This is a genomic window from Lancefieldella parvula (assembly GCF_963530955.1).
In the GTDB taxonomy this organism is placed as follows: Bacteria; Actinomycetota; Coriobacteriia; order Coriobacteriales; family Atopobiaceae; genus Lancefieldella; species Lancefieldella parvula_A.
Map to the genome: position 1 here is coordinate 25,640 of NZ_CAUSFQ010000004.1, position 17,192 is coordinate 42,831.

Below are 17,192 nucleotides of genomic sequence, written 5' to 3' on the forward strand. Positions count from 1 at the left end.
TTCATAGTGCTGACGAAGGGGTCAGTATATGAACATAAGTGCTAATAATTATCATTTGCATTTGTTCACCACAGGTAACACGGCGCTACCCAGGCGCTTAACATCGCGCTCACAAGCGCTTTGACATGCGTTAACGTGCCACTCGTTAGCGCGGGAGAGGAGAAAAAATGGCAGTAGATTTTGAGAATTCTCAGACAAAGAAGAACCTCGAGGCAGCTTTTGCTGGTGAGTCCCAGGCTACCAACAAGTACAGCTACTATGCTTCCCAGGCTGCAAAAGATGGTTATCAGCAGATTTCCAACATTTTCACCGAGACTTCTGGCAACGAGAAAGTTCACGCTAAGCTTTGGTTCAAGTATCTCCACGGTGGCAAGATTCCAGAGACTGCAGAGAACCTCAAGGACGCAGCTGCTGGCGAGAACTACGAGTGGACCACTATGTACGCTGACTTCGCTAAGGTAGCTGAGGAGGAGGGCTTCGCAGAGATCGCTGCTAAGTTCCGTCTTGTCGGCAACATCGAGAAGACTCACGAGGAGCGCTATCAGAAGCTTCTTGAGCGCGTTGAGTCCGGTGAGGTCTTTGAGCGCGAGGGTGTCAAGGTTTGGAAGTGCCTCAAGTGCGGTCACCTGCACGTTGGCGCATCTGCACCAAAGGTCTGCCCAGTCTGCGGTCACCCACAGGCATACTTCGAGGAGCAGTCCCTCAACTACTAAGTTGTAGGTGCTCTGAGCTGTGACGATGCGCAACGACGCGAAGCTGCAGCTCAAACTTCTAGTGCGTTAAAAATGTACCCGCCAGCAGGTCATCGGCTTGCTGGCGGGTATTTTTGTGCGTAGATGTTGCGGTGAGATTGGGTTTCTCGCTATATGCTCGTTGCGCGCCTGATTTGCTCAAAGAATCTGTAACTTTTGCCTAAATGCTTCAAAGAATCTGTGGATTTGCCTGATTTCATCAAAGAATCTGTGTCCAAAATACAGAATCATTGCACTTTTCAGGCTCGCTTTTCAGGCAGAGTTTAAAGCGCATCCGAGCTCGCGCTTTCATGAAGCCTGATTTTCTCGCCATGTCTGAGTAATTTGCCGGAAAAGTTTACCAAGTCTGAGCTATTTGCCGGTTTTTCTCGTCATGTCTGAGTAAATGTACTCAGACTTCATGCACTTTTCAGGCTTATTGCGGTGCTTGAGTCTGGACTCGCAACTCAGAAGCATCTGGCGAGAAGCCCGCGCACTTGCGGCACCCGCGCGCTCGTAGCGTGCGCGCCTGGTGAGAAACCCGTGCGCTCGCAGGTCAGCACCAGGTCCGCTCGCACCCGCCCACCCGCGCTTACCCCTTGAACCAGCGATTGGGCTGCTCGTAGGAGGGGCAGATGTCGCTCATAGGACAGCCGACACACTTGGGGTTGCGAGCAGTGCAGGTTTCTCGCCCAAAGTGAATCCACTCTTCGTTGACGTCTTTCCAGAGCTCGTGGGGGAGAAGCGCGAGCAGGTCCTTCTCAGCAGCCAGCGGCGTGGAAGCCGAGCTCAGGCGCATGCGCTTGGAGATCCTGTACACGTGCGTGTCCACCGCGATGCCGTCGACCACGTTAAACATCTTGTTGAGCACGATGTTTGCGGTCTTTCGACCAACGCCCGGGAGCGTGACCAGGTCTTCCATGGTGCCTGGAACTTCTCCGCCGTACTCCGTTAGCAGAATCTGCGCCGTCTCTACGCAGTGCTTGGCCTTTGCGCGCCAGAAGCCGATGGTTTGAATGACCTCTCCGACCTCGATAGCATTGGCGGCCGCCATGGATGGTGCGTCGGGCCAGCGGCGGAACAGCTCGGGCGTGACCTTATTTACCGCCGCGTCAGTAGTCTGCGCCGAAAGCATAACGCTGATGAGCAGGGTAAACGCGTCGTGATAATCCAGAGCGCTCTGGACGCTTGGATAGAGCTCGTGCATGCGTCGGCACAGCTCAATGCCACGTTCTACCTTGACTTTCTTTGATTCTCTGGGCATAACCTCTCCTCAATTCCTTCTATGTGTACCCAGTATGTAGTTACGTTATCACGTGAGGCGAGAATAGCAAAATAGCTGCATAACAGCTACAATAACAGCCCAATTGAAAAGTTATCAAACCTGCGCTTGCGCGGCGGACGTCGCTGGCAAGCGCGCCGGACGTTGTGCGCCAGACGCAGCAGCATCCAGCAAGGTTTGGTGTAACCCGCATGTGTTTGCATGTGGGTTTAGCGGCATGGCGGGAGACTGTGTGTTTATCAATAGAGTTGCAGCTCAACTACTGAGCGCACCCGAGCTAGAGAAGCTGAAACGAGAGCTTTCGCGTGGATCAGACGCCACGCTGTCCCTCTCGCAAAGCGCTCGTCCGCTGATGTTAGCTGCACTTTGGGCGCAAAATCCCCGCCCATGCCTGTTGGTTGTTGCGGGCGAGGACGCCGCGGACCGCACGGCGCGCTCACTTGCAGCGTGGCTGGGAAACGACGCTGTGCTGCGCTATCCCAACCGCAAGGATCGTCCCTGGTCGGATACCACGCCAGACGACGCCCTTATTGGAGCTAGGTGCCGTGCCATCGCCAAGCTTTCCGCTGGCGAGAAGGTCATTGTAGTTGCAAGTGCTCACGCGCTGATGCGCAGAGTTCCCCCTGTTGGTTCGGGCTATTTTCTTCCTGCAACGTTTACCGTTGGCGACGACGTCCCCTTTGAGGACGTGGCTTCGCTGCTCGTCGGCATGGGATACGCGGACACCGGCGAGGTAGATGCGCCAGGCACCTTCCACATTCACGGCGATACAGTTGATATCTTCCCAGCTCAGGCTACAAGTCCTGTGCGCATTGAGTTCTTCGGAGACGAGATTGACCGTATCAGGCGCATGGTGGCGGCTACCGGACAGACTATCGGTGCCATTGATGAGGTAACCGTTGCCCCAGCTAGAGAGCTTGCGTTTACCAAAGAAACTATCCGCTGCGCAGAAGAAGCGCTCTACACACGCGCGCAAGAAAACTCTGCACTCGCTGCTGACCTGGAGCTTATTCAGCGCGGAGCTCAGGCTCCTGCACTTGAGCGCTATCTTCCCGTGTTATACGGAGGCACTGCCAGCCCGCTTGCGCACATCTCTTCAGAGACGCTGGTAGTTCTTGCAGAGCCACGCTCACTGTTTGACGATTGTCAGCGTGCCTTTGACGAAATCTCCGCATCCGCAGTAGCATCAAAAGTGAAACTAGATGGTTTGTACACGGACCCCAAGGCTATGGACTTTGGCTCGCAGCAGCGCTTGTCCTTCTCGTCACTTCTACGTACGGGAGCTGCGGTAACGTCAGAACTTTCTGTGGTGCAGCCGTCTATTGCGGGCTCGGACACAAAACTTTTAGGCCGCGTCAGGCAGCTGGTGCAAGATCGAGATGTGGTGGTGTTTGCGGTGCCAGATCGTGCAGCTCGCGAGCACCTTAAGTTGCTTTTCTCGGATGAGTCTATTCCGTTTGAAGAGTCGCTGGGAACGGCGCTTGAAAACGAGCCGGATCAAAACGGCGTCTACGCACCACTCAAGCGCGGTCGTGTCACGTTTACCGACGCGCCCGTTCCTGCAGGAATCATCATCCCAACAGCCAATCTAGCAGTGCTTTCTGTCTCGGACTTGACGGCCAGAAGCGCGCGCAACAAAAAGCGCTCCAGACGTATTGACCCCACAACAGTGACGTTCCCGTTTAAGCCGGGCGACTACGTTGTCCACGCAACGCACGGTATTGCGCACTTTACCGCTATTGTGCGTCAAGAAGTCGCAGGTAGAGAGCGTGATTACTTCCTGCTTGAGTACGCCAATGACGATAAACTCTATGTGCCTCTGGAGCAAGTTGACCGCATCACGCGCTATGTGGGACCCGACGGCAACAATCCACGCCTGACCAGGCTTAACACGGCAGATTGGTCGCGCGCTACTAACAAGGCAAGAAAGTCCGCCAAGAAACTGGCATTTGACCTGGTAGATCTCTATACACGTCGCGCTTCAGTGCCGGGCTACGCGTTCTCGCTTGATACTCCTGCTCAGGAAGAGATGGAGTCTAGCTTCCCGTATCAGCTGACACCAGACCAAGAAAGCGCAGTTGCAGACATTAAGCTGGACATGGAAGCGCGCAAGCCAATGGACCGTCTGCTTTGCGGCGACGTGGGCTTTGGCAAGACAGAGGTGGCGCTTAGAGCTGCATTTAAGGCGTGCCAGGATGCTCGTCAGGTTATGATTTTGTGCCCAACTACCATCTTGGCTCAGCAGCACTACGAGACGTTTTTCTCGCGATTTGCTCCGTTTGATTTGAAGGTAAGCGTGCTTTCGCGTTTTGTGACTCCTGCTCAGCAGAAAAAAGCGCTTGAGGGATTTGCGGATGGAACCGTAGATGTGCTGGTAGGAACGCATAGGTTGCTCTCAGCTGACGTCAATCCGCACGACTTAGGCTTGGTTATCATCGACGAAGAGCAGCGCTTTGGCGTACAGCACAAAGAGCAGCTCAAAAACATGCGCGAGCAGGTAGACGTGCTGACGCTCTCGGCAACGCCCATTCCACGCACCATGCAGATGGCCATGAGCGGCGTTCGTGACATGAGCCTGATTCTGACGCCACCGCCTGGCAGAAAGCCTGTTCAGGTAATGGTGGGCGAGTACAACCCGGATCTTGTTTCTGCAGCTATTAGAAGTGAGTTGGAGCGAGAAGGACAGGTGTACTACGTGTCCAACCGCGTGACCACTATTGATGAGGCGGTGGCTCGCGTGGAGGAAGCTGCGCCGGAAGCTCGCGTGGGTGTGGCTCACGGCCAGATGAGCGCTCGCGAGGTAGAAAACGTCATGCTTGCCTTCCAGGAGCACGAGATTGACGTTTTGGTGGCCACCACCATCATTGAGTCCGGCATTGACAACTCGCACACTAACACGCTGATTATCGAGGACTCACAGCGCTTGGGACTGGCTCAGCTGTACCAGCTCAAGGGCCGTGTTGGCCGCGGTAGACAGCAGGCGTACGCGTACTTTATGTTCCCAGCGGAGTTGCCGCTGACGGAAGAGGCAACCGAGCGTCTGACGGCAATCAACGAGTTCCAGGATCTGGGCAGCGGCATGCGTATTGCCATGCGTGACCTAGAGATTAGAGGCGCCGGCTCCCTTATGGGCGCTGAGCAGCACGGAAACCTTTCCAGCGTTGGCTTTGACCTCTTTACGCAGATGTTGGGCGAGGCAGTTGCTGAGGCTCGCGGTGAGTCCGCTGAGCTGGAGCAGGCTGAAGTTACCATCAATCTACCTGCAGATTTCTATCTCGATGAGGACTATCTGCCAGAGGTTGACCGCCGTGTTCTGGTGTACCGTCGTCTTGCCGCTGCTACAGAGCTTTCCGATGTGGATGCCCTGCAGCAAGATACCGAGAATAGCTTTGGCGCCCTGCCGCTTGCAGGTAAGAACTCGTTTGATCGTGCTCGCGTGCGCATCCGCGCGCAGCGTTTGGGTGCAACGTCAGTGAGTCTGACAAATGGACGCCTGGTATATCTGGGTGTAGAAATTCCTCGCGAACAAGCCCTTAAGTTGAAGGGCCGCGGTGCTATTGTGTATCCAAAGACGCATAAACTGGCGTATCCGTTCCACCGAAATGAGGAGCAGCTGATGCCCGCCGCTCTGGGGGTTCTTGAAGAGCTTGGTGGCGACGACGAGGTTGAGGAGTAAATATGAGCCAAACAGCAGGTCAGACGTCGCAGAACGCTGCGAGTGCCGCGCAGGATGCTGCGAGTGCCGCGCAGGATGCTGCGAGCGCCGCACAGAACGCTGCGGACACGATCTTTAGCGCACCACACCTCAGGTGGGGTGTTATTGGCTGCGGAGTCATTGCAAATCAGATGGCAGAGGCGCTGGCTTCGGTTGGTAGAACCATTGACGGCGTAGCCAACAGAACGCAAGAAAAGGCCGTCGCATTTGCACAAAAACACCACGTCAAGCGCGTGTATGACAGTATCGACGATCTTCTCGCCAGCGACGAGATTGACGCGGTGTACCTGACCACGCCTCACAATACGCACATCATCTACCTGCGCAAAGCACTTCAGGCGGGCAAGCATGTGCTGTGCGAGAAGTCCATTACGCTCAATTCTGCTGAGCTGCTTGAGGCCGAAGAACTTGCTCGTCAAAACGGCGTTCAGCTCATGGACGCCTGCACCATTTTGCACATGCCGCTCTACAAAGAGTTGGTCAGCCGCGTGGAGGCGGGCGAGTTTGGTCCAGTCAACCTGATTCAGGAGAATTTTGGCAGCTACAAAGAGTTTGACATGGAGAATCGCTTCTTCAATCCCAAGCTTGCGGGCGGCGCGCTTCTGGACATTGGCGTCTATTCGCTGACACTAGCGCGTCTTTTCTTGAAGAGCCAGCCTCATGACGTGCTCTCTATGATGAATCCGGCTCCTACCGGCGTTGATCAGACGGACGGCATTTTGCTCAGAAACGCCGAGGGTCAGATGGTTGTCTTGGCGTTGACGCTTCATTCCAAGCAGCCAAAACGAGCTATGATTTCAGCTGATAAAGCCTTCATTGAGATTATGGAGTACCCACGCGCCGACGTTGCCACAATCACGTGGACTGACGACGGCAAGCAGGAGAAAGTCCAGGCAGGTCGCACAGCTGACGCTCTGGCGTACGTACTGGCAGACCTGGAAGCTGCTGTTGCAGGAGACGCTTCTGCTCAAGCGCAGCTTGAGGTCTCAAAGGACGTTATGGAGCTCATGACCGGTCTGCGCAACGACTGGAATTTCCTGTACCCTGAGGAGCAATAAATTACATGACATCTGACGAGAAGATCGCCCAGCTAGCAGCTGTAGTTGACGAAGAAACAAAGGCTCGTCCCGGAGCGCCGCAGACGCATCCGGAGTTTGACCGCCTGATCAGAACCATCTGGCGTCTTCGTCAAGAGGACGGCTGTCCTTGGGATAAGGAACAGACGCATCAGTCCATCTCAAAGAACATGATTGAGGAGGCCTACGAGGCGGTTGAGGCGATTGCTGAGGACTCTCCTGAGCACCTTGAGGAGGAACTTGGCGACGTGCTTGAACAGGTAGTTCTTCACTCGCAGATTGAGGCGGACAGCGGCACCAGTGCGGGCAGTGGGGTGCGCGGCCGCGCAGCGGATACGGCTGACACGTGCGACCGCGCAGCGGGCTTCGACATCGACGACGTATGTCGAGCGCTCAATCAGAAGCTGATACGCAGACATCCGCACGTATTTGGGCCAGAAGCGGGTTCTACGTCGTCGGCCGCGGCCGTCTTGGACGTGTGGGAGAGCGTCAAGGCTGAGGAGCGCGCCAGTGCGGAAGATACCGTGCACACCGAGGGTCTTCTCGACTCGGTTCCACAGTCTCTACCTGCGCTCATGCAGGCTCAGAAGATCTCAAAGCGCGCTGCAAAGATGGGTTTTGAGTGGGCGTCAGTTAGTGACGTGTGGGACAAGGTTGCCGAGGAGCGCGCGGAGTTTGACGCTGAAGGCTCAGGTACGCAGCAGAAAACGGACGAGTTTGGTGACATCTTGTTTGCGCTGATAAACGTTGCTCGCTGGGAAGGCGTTGATGCGGAAGAAGCGCTGATGAGCGCCTGCAGAAAGTTCCGCGCTCGCTGGTCGTACATGGAGAAAGCTGCTGCTGAGAGAGGCTTCTTGCTTGACGAGAAACCCGAGCTACAAGAAGATTTGTGGCAAGAGGCAAAACGTCATCTTGATGCGTAAGCAAGCTGCACAGATTGCAGTGAAGACGTGCGACGTGCCGCAAAGCTTGCGACTTGCCGTTGGAGCGACGACTTCTATTCGGTAAAACGATGAAATTCCAAACTGAGGCAGGGCTATCGGCGCTGCCTCTGCCATAATAAAGATGTTGCAATTTGTTGCGACGCATCACCAAACAAACCAGAAATGAGATCCGTGATGAGTCAAGACACCACTAAAAAGAGTGGTACAAAAAGAAAAACAACGCCCACCAAGCGTTCCGTTGAGCCTCTTAAAGAGACTACCGCGGAGCATGCCTCTGGTGCTCTCAAATTATTTTCAACTAAAAAAGCCGAGAAACCCCAGGTAACTGAGAAATCTCAATCTGATCAGAAGTCGGCCGTGGCAAAGAAAGCTGCAGTGACTCCAAAAGATACAGCGTTATCAGAGGGCACGGTGCCATCAAAACAAGCATCTTCCCAGGAGAGTTCCAAGGACACCAAGTCTAAAAGAACTGTTCAAGTTAAGAGGATTGATAGGACTCAGAAGTCCGAGCATGACCAGAAGTCCGAGCGCGGACAGAAGGCTGAAAAAACCAATAAACCGCAGTTCAGCGTAGCTTCTCTGGTAGAGCTTAAAGACAACGCACTTGACTTCGCGCGTAACCACACCAAGCTTGTCGTTTTTCTCGGCGTTGTAATCTTCCTGCTTGTGGGTCTGTATCCGCCAATTCGTGGCTACTACCACGCTGTTCGCGAGCATGACGAGTTGCTGCTAAATCAGCAGAAGCTCGAGGAAGATCAAAAACGACTTGAGTCTGAGGTTCAGGGTCTGCAGACAAAAGAGGGCATCATAGATGAGGCTCATAAGCAGGGCTTGGTTTCTAGCGACGAGGAATCTGCGCGGGTAGAGGGCCTTGATAAAAAGAAGGACGAGAATACCGTTCAGCATCCTGACTATCCGTGGTACATCAAGGTTGGGGATTTTGTTTTTGGATTTACACCAGGCGATTCCGGCAATACTGAGGCTCCTAAGAGCGCAAACTCTGACGATTCTACATCTGCACCAGCTCCTGGAGAGTCTCACGAGCAGAAGAACTCCGGAGAAGGCGGATCTTCTGAGGGGTCCGGCGCCGACAATTCAAAGTCTGATAGTGGGAACTCACACTAATGCTTCTAGCTGCAATTGATATTGGAACCGTAACTGCTCGACTTGCACTTGCGCAGGTAGAGGACGGTCGCGTCATTCGCATGGCCAAATACACCGAGATTGTCAATTTGGGCGAGGGTGTTGATACGGCAAAGCGCCTGCTACCTGAGGCAATTCACCGTTGCGTTGGTTGCGTTTCTTCTTATGTTGATCATGCGAGAAAAGAGGGTGCTGAGGCGGTTGTATGCACGCTCACAAGCGCTGCTCGCGATGCAGAAAATGCTCCTGACCTGGGAATGGGTCTAGCTTCGCTGGGACTTGAGCCCATGATTATTCCAGGTGAAATTGAAGGTGCGCTTACATTTTTGGGTGTCTCTCACGATTTTGAGAATCATCGCATTCTTGTTGCCGACAGCGGTGGCGGCTCAACTGAGCTGGTCGTTGGCACGCTGGCGGGCCAGCCTGCAGCCCAAAGCGCAGGCCAGCAGCTTGAGGGGCAGCAGTTCGGAGGGCAGCAGTTCGGAGGGCAGCAGCTCGAGGGGCAGCAGCTCGAGGGACAGCAGCTCGGAGGACAGCAGCTCGACATCAACTTTGTCGAGTCCGTTGACCTTGGCTGCAGACGTCTGACTGAGCGCTTTAATCTGTCTTCGGATCACCCATCAGCTGAGGACATTGATGGAGCTCACAAAATGGCAGCTCAGATGATGTCTGAGGCTATTGGGCGAGCTCAACAGCAGTGTGTAGCGCCTGAGCTTCTGGTTGGTGTTGGAGGAACCGCAACCAGTCTCATTGCCATCAGGGATCACCTTGATCCGTACGATCCGTCAAAGGTGCACCTCAACCACATCTCGCTTGACGAGGTGTTGCAGATAGAGGGGCTTCTCGCCGGCAAAACGCTAAAGGAGCGAGAAGACATAACGGGATTGCAGGCAAAACGTGCGCCTGTCATGCTTGCGGGAACTATTTTGCTTGCAGAATTGATGAAGAATTCAGGCTTCAAACACCTGGTAGTAAGCGAGAGTGACCTGCTCTTTGGCCTGGTGGTAACTGCAGCTGCCGTTCACCAGGGAAAGCAGTCGCCTGTGATTTGGCAGCCAATTTTGCGCGCGCTGAATTAAAAGTAGTGGCATAATAGCTAGACATATCCGGGGGCGTGGCGGAATTGGCAGACGCAGGGGACTTAAAATCCCTCGACTTCGGTCTTGCGGGTTCGAGTCCCGCCGCCCCTACCATTTTTGTTGCAGAATAAATAGCGTTTTAGCTGTGTATTTTTAGAAAATATTCAAGTATTAGTCGTTTTTGAGCGCGAAGAGTACATAGCTCTTGACCTGGTAAAACTTAACTCGACATTCAGCTCATGGGACAAAAATAGGACAATATTCAGTTCAACTATTTATTCTTTATCGACGCTGATAAATTGCTTATGGGTGTTAAAAACCCAAAGAAAACCCCGCTTGTAGCGGGGTTAGGAGTTACTAGTCAAGTTTTGCCTTATGTGATTAAAGGCAGTTATTTTCTGGATAACGCCTGAATTCAACATCTTTATATTCATCCTTTAGTTCTTCTGGAGCTGAGTCTTTGACGCCATTCTCGTCAAAGAAGTGTTCCAGAACATAGTCTGGACCATACTCATCACATAGTGCTATAAAAACAGGTCTATCAGGTAAATGGATCATTGTCCAATCTCCTTAAAGGCTAATTTAATCAAGAGTAAATTTATTTAACAAAGTAATTATATTTAATTCTGAAATACAAACTGGTAAAAGTTATTTCCATACCTATTCTGTTCTCTTTCAGAAACTTGTATACTACTTGTCTTGTATTTAACATATGCATGACTAATTTCTTACTCACTTCGGAGGACCTATGTCATTTGAGACAGGAGTTTTTCCGGTTTTAGTTTCTGAAGATGCGACCACTGAGTCACTATCTCCGCAGGTCAGAGGTGGGCTCAATACGTCGTCCGCTACACCTCTTCATGTCCAGCTATCAGATTTGATGCGAGTCAAAATTCTGTCAGAAGACTGGAAGGCGGGAACGTACATTCCGTCTGAGGCCGAATTCATGACGCAGTATGGTGTCAGCCGAGGAACCATCAGAAAAGCCATTCAATCCCTGGTCAAAGAGGGTTTGCTGCTTACTCAAAAGGGTCGAGCAACGCAGGTTATTTCTAACACCGTCCGACATGCGGCGGGAAATACTGTGCTTTCATTTGCAGCCGCACTCAGAGATGGCGGCTTTGAGTATCGAACTGAAGTCCTCTTTAAGCAGGTAGTTCCTGCAGATCAAGCCGTTGCCGAGCACCTGGAGATTCCAATTGGCTCTGACGTGCTCTTTTTACGTCGTGTCAGGAGTGTCTCGGATAGGCCGGTGGTATGCCAGGAATCGTGGTCTAACCTACTTGTTTGTCCGAAGCTTGAAGAGGCAGACTTTGAGAATGAGTCGCTCTTTGACGCGGTTGAAAGAACTTCTCAAAAAGAGATTGCGCGCTCTCGCATGCGCTATCAGTCGCAAATTGCAGGCAAAGATCATGCCGACTACCTGCAATGTTCTCCAAACGAGGCTTTGCTTGTACTTGAGCAGGTAATTGAGCTGTCCGACGGCAATTGTATTGAGTGGAGTCAGACTTGGCTTGCTCCACATCAGAGTGTTGTTGGCGTATCTGAGCAGGTAGATGGCTCTATGGGACCTCTGGACATCTCTTCTGTTCGTCAGTCAGAGCACGTGGACGCATCGCCGACTTCTACAGAAATAGACTATGATCAGCGCGCGCAGCTTGAGTTTTATCTGCGTCACGAAGCGCTAGAGGTGCGTCGAGGTATCATCGAGCTGGCACATCGCTACAGCTCAACGCCATTCCATATTGGCGGCGCATGCTCCGTGGCAGACATTGTTTCCGTGCTTTTGAGCAAGGTTATGCAGGTGGGCCACAGGGATTGCGAGTGGGAGCTCAGGGACCGCTTGATTCTCTCCAAAGCTCACACATCGCTGGCGCTGTTCCCAGCTCTTCTGCGTGCAGGAATGATCTCTCAAGAAGACATCGACCGCGGAGTTTTTGGGCCCGATGCTGTTCTCTTTAAGCATCCACTGCGAGATCCTCAGCGCGGCTTTGAAATCTCTGGCGGCAGCCTTGGTATGGGCTTGGGCTACGCCGCTGGCCTGGGGCTGAGTCTTCGCCGAAAAGATCTTCCTTCTCGCGTTTTTTGTATTTTGGGCGACGGCGAGTGCGACGAGGGCTCCATTTGGGAGAGCGCCGCGTTTATCGGCCACAACCAGCTCTCCAACGTGACGGTCATTGTTGACCAGAACCGCATGCAGCTGGATGGCCCTTGCGCGTCCATTTTGGACACCGGGTCAATTGCAAGAAAGTTTGATGCGTTTGGCTTTGAGTCCGTCGAGGTAGATGGCCATGATGTGCTCGCGTTGTATGACGCATTAAAACAGCAATCTTCCAGACCTCGTGCGATTATCGCGCACACTATCAAGGGCAAAGGACTCTCGTATGCCGAGAATAACGTCTCATTCCACGACGCGTGCGTGACGGACGACCTCTATGAACAGGCATTGCTTGATTTGAAAGTCGCAGAGGAGGCATGCTCATGTTAGATACATCTTTGCAGCCATCGTGCATTTCGGCTGAAGAGTCGCAGATGCTTGCGGGTATGAATACAAAGGAAGTGTTCGGCTGGGTTATGGGTAAGCTTGCCGAGGATGACGAGCTGCTGACTGTTGCCGTTGCCGACTATGGTCGTCGTTTGAACCTAGATCACTTTCGAGAGCTTCGACCAGACGGCTACATCCAGTGTGGAATTGCAGAGCAGAACCTTATTGAAGTGGCGCCTGCCTGTGCAAATGAAGGCTTTCATGTTTTTGCGCCGTGCTATGCCACGTTTGTGACATCACGAACGCTGGATCAGATTCGAGTCAACCTTGGCATGATGAAGTCGCCCGTGGTGCTTGTGGGTGTTGCCGCTGGCTGCGAATCCGCAGCTACAGGACCCTCTCACATGGCTGTGGAGGACATTGCGGTCACCAGGACCATTCCGGGGCTTTCCGTGTTCAGCCCGGTCGATAACGCCCAGCTTGCAGCCACGCTCATGGAGCTTGCAAAGCATCCACGACCAGCTTACGTGCGTATGACCTCGTGCGATGGCGTCAACCTACATCCAAATGGTTACGTTTTTGATGCCTCAGGTGTTGAGAAACTCTTTGAGTCATCACGTGCGGCGGACACGGCAAACGTAGACGACGTGGCGGTCGCCGAAGCAGCGGCTACCACTCAACCAAAAAACGTGACGGTTCTTGCAACAGGCGCTATAACCAGCCGAGTCATCGAGGCTGCTCAGCGAGCTGCAGAGCAGATTGCCGCTGAGCAAGCTGCTGCCCAAACGAACATCGAGGTCTACGGCGTGTCGATCGTCAAGCCACTTGACGCATCTCTGACGGAAATCTGTCAGAACTCTGACGTGATTATCACCGTTGAAGAGCACAGCGTTTTGGGCGGATTTGGCAGCGCAGTTGTCGAGCAGCTCAGCGCATCAGGCCCATGTCCGCAGGTAATACGTTTAGGCATGCCAGATACATACCTCGAAGCAGACGTTCACCACAATATTCTTGCGCGCGCTGGACTATCGGTTGAGGGTCTACAAGAGGTTATTCTCGCCAGCTGTTAAATAGAGGTCCAACAAAATAAAAACCCAAGGGAGCATGCGCTGCCTTGGGATTTGCGTTCTATGGTGCCCCCAACGGGAATCGAACCCGTATTGCCGCCTTGAAAGGGCGATGTCCTAACCGTTAGACGATGGGGACGCGAAGAAAAAGTATAGCAAAGATGCTGCAGATTTCTAGGGCTAAACGGCGCGATTTTGGGCTTTCATTTATTCTTCGTTTTCCCACCAGTCCAGCCCGGCCTTAAACGCGTAGTCGCGAGCGCTCTGAGTCACGCCAGGTACCGACTCTGCCCACGAAATAAATTCCGGCACGTCGGCGATAATTGCCTCGGCCTCGTGAACTGCGATAACGTTCTCGGCAAAGGTGTCAGGCGTGAAAGTTATCCTGCACGGAATGTAAAGATCCACAAAGGACGGTCTGAGCAGCGCATATGCCGCTCCCTCACCAAGGTTAACAAAACCTTTGAGCGCACGCTTTGCCGCGGGCATGCGATTCAACTTGAAGAACAGCAGCGTAAACGCCAGGCGCATCCAGGCATTTGACTGATACCCGCAACTCTCGTCAAGCTTGTGAAGCCCCTCCTCATCTTCCAGGCGAGCAAGAACATATGCCAAGGTAAAACGCGCACCCAGTAAATCTGTTGGCGAGAAGAATAAGAGATCTTCGCAGGCTTTTTTGGAGAGCTTGAAGCAGGCGCAATCTGTTGCTACCTGGGCGATCTGTGCATAGAGGCGCAAAAGTGGTCGAGCTTCAGCGCAGGCCCAAGTGTCGCCGTGATTTTGCTTTGCTTGTTCCAATTTTGGCCTAAAGATAGGGTCGAATTCTTTTTGCAGGTCAAGCAGGTCGTTGAGGATTGCTGCAGGATGATTGTTGGAGATTTGCGCCAGGATTCTCTGTGCTTCTAGGTTGATGCTTGTGTTGGACAGAGCTTGGTTTTCAGTAATATTTGTCATCTGATTATGCAAAAGGTTAAGCAGGTCCATGCGGCGTGAGAAGAAGTCAGCATCGGAATCAATTTCTTTAGTAATTCCATCCTGATACTTGCTAATGACATTGACGTATTGAGCAAAAGTCTTTTCTTCTTCATCGGCAATAAAGTTTTCAGGCGAAGCTTCTACCGCAAGTTTCAACTCATAGAGAGCAGCCTCAGATACGATGTTCTTTTCTTGCGCATGCTTGGTTACCAGACGGTCTACCTGCTCACTGACCATATCGTTAGCGGAATGCTTAATCACTTTGCATCACCACCCGAGTATGGATTATTTGGCCCATCAATATGCGGTCCGCTTGGTCGCGGGCCAGCAGGGCCTCCGGGGAAGTCGGGGCCGACCGGGCCGCCAGGGAAGCTGGGGCCAGCTGGGCCGTCGGGCACGCTGCCGCCGGATTCACCAGGGAACGAATCTGCCGAAGCGAACAACGCATTTGCCTGCATTTGAAGTTCTTTTTCTGCCAGCTCAACGGTTTTTGGGTCCCTTGCCCTAACTTGATCTGCAAGCCAACGGCCAAGAACACCGCGTCCTATCAGGTCATTTCCTTCTTGCAGCAGCACGGTGGCCTCTGCGATGGCAATGATGAGCTCGTCTTCAGAATAGGGAAGTACGTTGAGACGAGAGAATTCTCCCTCGGGCAAATCTTTCTGCACAAAACAGCAAAGCGCTGCCTCAGGATAGCGCTCAATCAGCAGGTCAAGGTAGTGTTCAGCTTCAACTAACTCACGCTTCTTGAAGTGAATAGCCAGGCGAGCCAGCAAAATCCACGGGTCATCTGCCCCGCGAGGCGGATCTAGCTTGCGGTACTGATCCATGAGGTTGTCGAGGGCGTCTTCGTCCTCGAGTTTTGCGTATGCAAGCGCAAGCGTAAAACGAGCATCTGCTGCGTCCGCAGCGTCAAGCTCCAGGAGTTTCTCGCCATATGCAATGGCGTCTTTGTTACGGCCGCAGATAAGCGCGCGAGAAGAAAGCGTGGCTAACCAGCGCTTATAGGGGTTGATGGCCAGGCGCTGGGCAAGTTCTGCCTGCTCGGCGGGAAGCCCCTGCGAGGACTCTTGCGCCTTCTGGTAGCACACGGCCTCAACCTGGGGGAGCTTCTCAACAAGGAACTGGTAGTAGGCGTCAAAAAGCCTGCTATTTGAGGCGTGGAGCATGCGCTGGGCATCAAAACAATTTGGGTCCAGCTGAATGGCCTGATTGAGGAGGCGTTTTCCCTGGTCAATAAGGGCCTGCGCCTGAGATTCTTCGACAAACGGCAGGCGATAATCAACAATCTCGGCCGCTTGCGCAACTAGATTGAACGCGCGGTCTTCGTCGGTTTGGGGGAGGGAATTGCGGTCGTTGGAGAATCGCCAGTTGAAGTCCTTCATCAGCGTAGCAATGCTGTCCTCGTCGCCGACTTGCGTGCGAGCAAAGCGGAGGATAAGCCGCTGGTAGTCTTCTTTTACCGGGTCAAACGCCACAGGATTCCTTTCTCTCTTACGTAATGATATCGCAGGTTATTGAGGTGTGCGGCGCAACTCCGCGAGCGTCGTAAGAAGATTGCGAACGGCAGACGGAAACGTTTGGAGTGGACGGGTTTCTCGCCAGAAGGGCGTCAGTTTCCTGTCAGATACGTGCATAAATTTTGAACGATATTGCATAAAATGACACTTTAATTTTGGTGCAGGTGTCCAAAATGAGCTAGAATAGAAATGTTGAGAAGAAGTAACTGCGAAGAATGGCTTCGCTAGCCGCTTAGGGAAGCGGCACATAGTTAAGGAGAGGTTTTATGGGACGTTTTACAAATCCACGCGATCTGTATTTTGGCGAGGGCGCTCGTCACGAGGTTAAGAACCTCAAGGGTAAGAGGGCAGTTATCGTTTCTGGCGGCAGCTCCATGCGCCGCGGCGGCTTCCTTGATGACATCGAGAATGACCTCAAGTCCGCAGGTTTTGAGGTTTCTCACATTGAGGGCGTCGAGTCCGATCCTTCCGTCGAGACCGTTATGAGCGGCGCTGCTAAGATGAGCGAGTTCCAGCCAGACTGGATTATTGCTATCGGCGGCGGCTCCCCAATCGACGCAGCTAAGGCTATGTGGATCAAGTACGAGTATCCAGAGACCACTTTTGAGGATATGTGCAAGGTCTTTGGTCTTCCTGAGCTCCGCACCAAGGCTCACTTCTGCGCGATTTCTTCTACTTCCGGTACCGCAACTGAGGTAACCGCATTCTCCATCATTACCGATTACCAGAAGGGCGTTAAGTACCCACTGGCTGACTTCCAGATCACTCCTGACGTCGCAATTGTTGACCCTGAGCTCACTTACGGCATGCCTGTTAAGCTTGTTGCTCACACTGGTATGGACGCACTGACCCACGCTATCGAGGCATACGTTTCTACCGTTGCTTCCATGTACACCGACGGCGATGCTCTGCACGCAATCCGCGAGATTGTCGAGTGGCTGCCAAAGTCCTACGCAGGCGACAAAGAGGGACGTCAGCACATGCATGACGCACAGTGCCTCGCTGGTATCGCATTCTCCTCTGGCCTTCTGGGCATCGTTCACTCCATGGCTCACAAGACCGGCGCTGCATACTCCGGTGGTCACATCATCCATGGTTGTGCAAACGCTATGTACCTGGGCAAAGTCATCCAGTTCAACGCTCGCGACGAGCGTGCAAAGACTCGCTATGCATTC

At 53.1% G+C, this 17,192-nt stretch carries 13 protein-coding genes and 2 tRNA genes; 10 read left to right on the forward strand and 5 right to left on the reverse strand.

The window, feature by feature from the left end; translation table 11 throughout:
• Positions 1-167: 167 nt before the first annotated feature.
• Positions 168-713 (forward strand): rubrerythrin, encoded by a 546-nt coding sequence (gene rbr, locus RWJ43_RS00890; RefSeq protein ID WP_035433052.1) that lies wholly within the window; start codon positions 168-170, stop codon positions 711-713.
• 610 nt (positions 714-1,323) lie between these two features.
• Here rbr and nth read toward each other — a convergent pair.
• A complete protein-coding gene (nth, locus tag RWJ43_RS00895) occupies positions 1,324-1,995 on the reverse strand; it encodes an endonuclease III (protein ID WP_314006758.1) in 672 nt (223 codons plus the stop codon).
• 250 nt (positions 1,996-2,245) lie between these two features.
• Here nth and mfd point away from each other — a divergent pair, with 250 nt between their 5' ends.
• From mfd to RWJ43_RS00925, 6 genes are all read left to right on the forward strand, one after another.
• Positions 2,246-5,689, forward strand: a complete 3,444-nt coding sequence (gene mfd, locus RWJ43_RS00900; protein WP_314006760.1) for a transcription-repair coupling factor — start codon at positions 2,246-2,248, stop codon at positions 5,687-5,689.
• A 2-nt stretch (positions 5,690-5,691) separates the two neighbouring features.
• A complete protein-coding gene (locus RWJ43_RS00905) occupies positions 5,692-6,786 on the forward strand; it encodes a Gfo/Idh/MocA family oxidoreductase (protein WP_314006762.1) in 1,095 nt (364 codons plus the stop codon).
• Positions 6,787-6,791: 5 nt separating this feature from the next.
• Positions 6,792-7,727 (forward strand): MazG family protein, encoded by a 936-nt coding sequence (locus tag RWJ43_RS00910; RefSeq protein ID WP_314006763.1) that lies wholly within the window; start codon positions 6,792-6,794, stop codon positions 7,725-7,727.
• 195 nt (positions 7,728-7,922) lie between these two features.
• Positions 7,923-8,873, forward strand: coding sequence for a hypothetical protein (locus tag RWJ43_RS00915; RefSeq protein WP_314006765.1), 951 nt, complete (start codon positions 7,923-7,925; stop codon positions 8,871-8,873).
• Positions 8,873-9,970, forward strand: coding sequence for a phosphatase (locus tag RWJ43_RS00920; protein ID WP_314006767.1), 1,098 nt, complete (start codon positions 8,873-8,875; stop codon positions 9,968-9,970). The genes RWJ43_RS00915 and RWJ43_RS00920 overlap by 1 nt, the downstream gene beginning before the upstream one ends.
• Positions 9,971-9,999: 29 nt before the next feature.
• Positions 10,000-10,084 (forward strand) — tRNA-Leu (locus tag RWJ43_RS00925).
• Between the two features lie 267 nt (positions 10,085-10,351).
• On the opposite strand, the gene RWJ43_RS00930 is transcribed toward RWJ43_RS00925, so the two are convergent.
• Complete coding sequence (locus RWJ43_RS00930) at positions 10,352-10,528, reverse strand: hypothetical protein (protein ID WP_314006769.1); 177 nt, start codon at positions 10,526-10,528, stop codon at positions 10,352-10,354.
• A gap of 190 nt (positions 10,529-10,718) precedes the next feature.
• Here RWJ43_RS00930 and RWJ43_RS00935 point away from each other — a divergent pair, with 190 nt between their 5' ends.
• A complete protein-coding gene (locus tag RWJ43_RS00935) occupies positions 10,719-12,458 on the forward strand; it encodes a UTRA domain-containing protein (protein ID WP_314006771.1) in 1,740 nt (579 codons plus the stop codon).
• A complete protein-coding gene (locus tag RWJ43_RS00940) occupies positions 12,452-13,525 on the forward strand; it encodes a transketolase C-terminal domain-containing protein (protein WP_314006772.1) in 1,074 nt (357 codons plus the stop codon). Before RWJ43_RS00935 ends, RWJ43_RS00940 begins: the two co-directional genes overlap by 7 nt.
• A 61-nt stretch (positions 13,526-13,586) precedes the next feature.
• Here the strand turns inward: RWJ43_RS00940 and RWJ43_RS00945 are convergent.
• From RWJ43_RS00945 to RWJ43_RS00955, 3 genes are all read right to left on the reverse strand, one after another.
• A tRNA-Glu gene (locus RWJ43_RS00945) sits at positions 13,587-13,661 on the reverse strand.
• A gap of 68 nt (positions 13,662-13,729) precedes the next feature.
• Positions 13,730-14,758 (reverse strand): hypothetical protein, encoded by a 1,029-nt coding sequence (locus RWJ43_RS00950; RefSeq protein WP_314006774.1) that lies wholly within the window; start codon positions 14,756-14,758, stop codon positions 13,730-13,732.
• Positions 14,755-15,975: a hypothetical protein gene (locus RWJ43_RS00955; RefSeq protein ID WP_314006776.1), complete on the reverse strand. Its 1,221-nt coding sequence runs from the start codon at positions 15,973-15,975 to the stop codon at positions 14,755-14,757. Before RWJ43_RS00955 ends, RWJ43_RS00950 begins: the two co-directional genes overlap by 4 nt.
• A 308-nt stretch (positions 15,976-16,283) precedes the next feature.
• Here RWJ43_RS00955 and RWJ43_RS00960 point away from each other — a divergent pair.
• The coding region (locus RWJ43_RS00960; protein WP_314006778.1) for an iron-containing alcohol dehydrogenase at positions 16,284-17,192 on the forward strand (909 nt) is incomplete at its 3' end.

Coding starts and splice junctions, on each gene's coding strand:
- rbr (WP_035433052.1), top strand. CDS start 168: ATGGCAGTAGATTTTGAGAATTCTCAGACAAAGAAGAACCTCGAGGCA.
- nth (WP_314006758.1), bottom strand. CDS start 1,995: ATGCCCAGAGAATCAAAGAAAGTCAAGGTAGAACGTGGCATTGAGCTG.
- RWJ43_RS00905 (WP_314006762.1), top strand. CDS start 5,692: ATGAGCCAAACAGCAGGTCAGACGTCGCAGAACGCTGCGAGTGCCGCG.
- RWJ43_RS00910 (WP_314006763.1), top strand. CDS start 6,792: ATGACATCTGACGAGAAGATCGCCCAGCTAGCAGCTGTAGTTGACGAA.
- RWJ43_RS00915 (WP_314006765.1), top strand. CDS start 7,923: ATGAGTCAAGACACCACTAAAAAGAGTGGTACAAAAAGAAAAACAACG.
- RWJ43_RS00920 (WP_314006767.1), top strand. CDS start 8,873: ATGCTTCTAGCTGCAATTGATATTGGAACCGTAACTGCTCGACTTGCA.
- RWJ43_RS00930 (WP_314006769.1), bottom strand. CDS start 10,528: ATGATCCATTTACCTGATAGACCTGTTTTTATAGCACTATGTGATGAG.
- RWJ43_RS00935 (WP_314006771.1), top strand. CDS start 10,719: ATGTCATTTGAGACAGGAGTTTTTCCGGTTTTAGTTTCTGAAGATGCG.
- RWJ43_RS00940 (WP_314006772.1), top strand. CDS start 12,452: ATGTTAGATACATCTTTGCAGCCATCGTGCATTTCGGCTGAAGAGTCG.